Consider the following 4,151-nt stretch of genomic DNA (forward strand, 5'->3'; position numbering starts at 1 on the left):
TGTCGACTGACACACCGCCTTCGCGAGCAAGCCCGCTCCCACAGGTTCTGCGTTTTTTCGCCTCATCGAAAATTTTTTTGCAGGTTTCTTTCCGGTTTTCCAACAGCGCCCCGTCTTAATAATCATTCCTATTAACAAAAACTCTGCACGACACTTTCTCAGGAGCACTGGTAAGTAATGCGATCTCTTCCACGCCGCACACCTCTCGCGCTGGCCGTACAGCGCCCGTCCTTGCACAAGACCCTGTTGACCAGCGTACTGCTGACCGCCACCTTGCTGGGGAGCACGATGGCCAACGCGGCACCGGTAAAAGTGAGCATCGCCGTGCAGCCTCTGTCCAGCGCACTGACCGAGCTTGGCATGCAGACCAACCTGCAGATCCTCTACAGCCCGGACCAGGTCGCCGGTATCAGGTCCCGTGCGGTGTCCGGCTCGCTGGAGCCTTCCGCGGCGCTGGCCGAAATGCTCAAGGGCACCGGCATTTCGTTCCAGATCAACGGCAATAGCGTGACCCTGATCTCCGGCGGCGCCTCGAGCCTGCAACTGGGCGCGACCACCATTTCCGGGCAGGCCCTGGGACTGGTCACCGAAGACACCGGTTCCTACACCACCGGCGCGACCACCACCGCCACCAAGCTCCCGCTGACCATTCGCGAAACGCCGCAAACGGTGACCGTGGTGACCCGTCAGCAAATGGACGACCAGGGCTCAAAGAGCGTGGGTGATGTCCTGCGCAACACGCCGGGCGTCACCATGCAGAAGTACGACAGTGACCGTTCCGAATTTTCCACCCGTGGTTTTGCCATCACCAACTTTCAATACGATGGCGTAAACATCCCTTACGACGGCGTCTACGGCGAAAACCCGAACAACAGCGACGACGCTGCCAGCCTGGATCGCGTTGAAGTGATCAAGGGCGCGACCGGCCTGATGACCGGCGCCGGCGACCCGGCTGCCACCGTCAACCTGGTGCGCAAGAAGCCGACCAAGGAATTCAAGGCCTCGGTCAGCGGCACCGTCGGTTCCTGGGACAACTACCGTACCGAAGGCGATATCTCCGGTTCGTTGAACGATAGCGGCAGCGTGCGCGGGCGTTTTGTTGGTGCTCTGCAGGACAAGGACTCGTACATTGATCACTACAGCCAGAAGAAAGACCTGTACTACGGGATCCTCGAGGCTGACCTGACCGACGACACCCTGCTGACCCTGGGCGTCGACAAATCCAGCGCCACCCCGCGCGGCAGTTCCTGGACCGGCAACTCGCCGTTCTTCAGTGACGGTGGACGCACCGATTTCTCTCGCAGCTTCAACCCGGGCGCCGACTGGAGCCGTCGTGATTTCGACAGCACCACCTACTTCGCCTCCCTGGAGCAAGCGCTGGCCAGCGACTGGAAACTCAAGCTGAGCCTTGACCAGAAAACCACCGACCACGACACCCAACTGGCCTCGGCCAGTGGCGGCAACCCTGATCGCGCTACCGGTGAAGGCATGTTCTTCTACTGGGGTCGCTGGGAAGGCCATCGCGTGCAGAACACCGCCGACATCAACGTCTCCGGCCCGTTCTCCCTGGGCGGTCGCGAGCATGAACTGGTGGCAGGCTTCATGACCTCCCACTCGCGTCAGACCGGCGCGACCTACGACACCAGTGCCTTTGAACTGGTGCCGGGCAACATCTTCGACTGGGAAGGCCACATCGCCAAACAAGAGTTCCCGAAGAACGGCAAGTACGAGCGCACCCAGAGCCAGAACGGTCTCTACCTGGCTACCCGCCTGCGCCCGACCGACGACCTGTCGTTCATCCTCGGTGGCCGCTTGAGCACGTTCAAGTACAACGAAGACTACAGCTACTACCCGGGCGCCGGCCTGGCTGACACCCACGCCAGCTACAAGGAACACGGCGTGGTCACGCCTTACGCCGGTGTGGTCTACGACCTGAACAACACCTATTCGGTGTACGCCAGCTACACCAGCATTTACCAGCCGCAGATCTACAAGGACGCCAGCGGAAAGACCCTGGAACCGGTGGAAGGTAACGCCTACGAGACCGGTATCAAGGCCGCCTACTTCGAAGGCAAGCTCAACGCCAGCCTGGCACTGTTCCGCATCGAGCAGGACAACGTCGCGCAGTACGTGACCACCAACACCGATACCGGCCAGGACGTCTACAAGCCGATCTCCGGTGCCACCACCGAAGGCCTGGAACTGGAAATGGCCGGCGAACTGGCCGAAGGCTGGAACGTGTCAGCCGGCTATACCTACGCCCGCACCCGTGACGATGACGAGCAGCGCATCTTCGGCTTCCCGCTGGCCACCACCAAGCCGGAACACGTGATCCGCACCTTCACCACCTACCGCCTGCCGGGCGCGCTGGACCAGTTCACCGTCGGCGGCGGCGTCAGCTGGCAGAGCTCGTTCTACGGCCAGACCTTCAACCCGAGCGTGGATGGCAGCGGCGAAGGCGCCACCGTCAACCTCAAGCAAGGCGGCTACACCCTCGTCGACCTGATGACCCGCTTTCAGTACGACGAACACCTCAGCTTCACCGCCAACGCCAACAACGTCTTCGACAAGAAGTACCTGACGGGCCTGGGCAACTTCGGCACCACCTTCTCGGGTGAGCCGCGCAACTTCCAGCTGACGGCCAAGTACGACTTCTGAGCCTGAACTGAAAAACAAAATGCCCGCGTTGAGAGATGCGGGCATTTTTTTGGGTTGGGATTGTGGTGGATTTGGAATTGCCATCGCGAGCAGGCTCGCTCCCACACTGGATCTGCAGTGGATGCAAAATCTGCGTCCACCCAGGTCAATTGTGGGAGCGAGCCTGCTCGCGAGATTTTTGGTGACTGTGACACCGCCATCGCGGGCAAGCCCGCTCCCACAGGTTTGATGGGGGTACACGAAATCCGCGAACAACCGAAATCACTGTAGGAGCGAGCCTGCTCGCGAGATTTTTAGTGGCTGTGACGCTGCCATCGCGGGCAAGCCCGCGATGGCGGTAGTGGCCTTATGGAAAGCTCACAGGTTTACACCTTTGAACGCACCCACCTCGCCGCTTCGTCATGAATCCCCGCCACCTCCCCCAACAACCCCGCCATGCGCAAAAAGTCATGGGTCATGCCCGGTTGCTCCAGCAAGGTCAAATCATTGCCAGCAGCCCGCAGTCGCTCGGCATAAGCCAGGCCTTCGTCGTGCAGTGGATCATGGCCGGCGAGGTAAACCAATGCGGGAGCCATGCCGGAGAGGTCTTCGGCCAATAGCGGCGAGCAGCGCCAGTCGGCGAGATCCGCCGGGGTGCGGGCGTAGTGGGCGTAGAACCAGTCCAGCGTCGGGGTTTCCAGCAGGTAGCCTTCGGCGAAGTCCCGGTGGGAGGCGCGGTGAGTGGTGGCGTCGGTGACGGGGTAGACCAGCAGTTGGGCCTTGGGTTTGAGGCGGAGCTCTTCGGGTTGGCGCACGGCGATCAGCGACAGGACGGTGGCCAGGGTGGCGCCGACGCTGTCGCCGGCCAGGGCCACGCGATTGGCGTCCAGGCCGTGGGCGGCGCCTTCGCGGACGAGCCAGTTGCCGGCGTCGCACGCGTCCTGCACCGGGGTCGGGAATTTCCATTCCGGGGCGAGGCGGTAATCGACGGTCAGCAGGGCGAAACCGCCCTGGGCGGCGAGGCGACGGCAGAGGGCGTCGTGGGAGTCGAGGCTGCCGACGACGTAGCCGCCGCCGTGGAAATACAGCATCACCGGTTGCAGACCGTCGACCGCCTGGCCGTTGCGGTACAGGCGCGCGGCCAGACTGTGGCCGTCGCGGGCGGGGATGGTGAAGTTTTCGCAGGTGATGGTGGTCAGCGGCACGTCGAGAAAGCCCGAGGCGGCTTCGAAGTCGATGCGGGCCTGTTGTGGGGTTTGTTCGTGCATGGGGCGGCTTTTGCCGGTGAGACGGCCGAATTCGGCGAGTTCGAGGAAGGCTTCAAGTTCTGGCAGTACGGCCATGGGGGGAGTCCTTTTGGGCAAAGAGGTCGAAAAATCAATCTTGAGTCCGGCGAGTACCCCATGTGGGAGCGGGCTTGCTCGCGAATGCGGTGGGTCAGCGACACATCTGTCGACTGACACTCCGCTTTCGCGAGCAAGCCCGCTCCCACAGGGGGTTGTGTGAGGCTGGGG

Annotated in this window: 2 protein-coding genes; one reads left to right on the forward strand and one right to left on the reverse strand. The window is 62.2% G+C overall.

What is annotated here, in order from left to right; translation table 11 throughout:
* Nucleotides 1-177: 177 nt before the first annotated feature.
* The gene (locus K9857_RS19650) at nt 178-2,658 is read left to right on the forward strand and encodes a TonB-dependent siderophore receptor (RefSeq protein WP_224538453.1); all 2,481 of its coding nucleotides are present in this window, start codon (nt 178-180) and stop codon (nt 2,656-2,658) included.
* Nucleotides 2,659-3,023: 365 nt separating this feature from the next.
* Here K9857_RS19650 and K9857_RS19655 read toward each other — a convergent pair whose 3' ends face one another.
* Nucleotides 3,024-3,980, reverse strand: coding sequence for an alpha/beta hydrolase (locus tag K9857_RS19655; protein WP_224538454.1), 957 nt, complete (start codon nt 3,978-3,980; stop codon nt 3,024-3,026).
* Nucleotides 3,981-4,151: the final 171 nt, after the last annotated feature.

Origin of the sequence: Pseudomonas sp. REP124 (assembly GCF_020164475.1) — a bacterium.
Taxonomy (GTDB): domain Bacteria; phylum Pseudomonadota; class Gammaproteobacteria; order Pseudomonadales; family Pseudomonadaceae; genus Aquipseudomonas.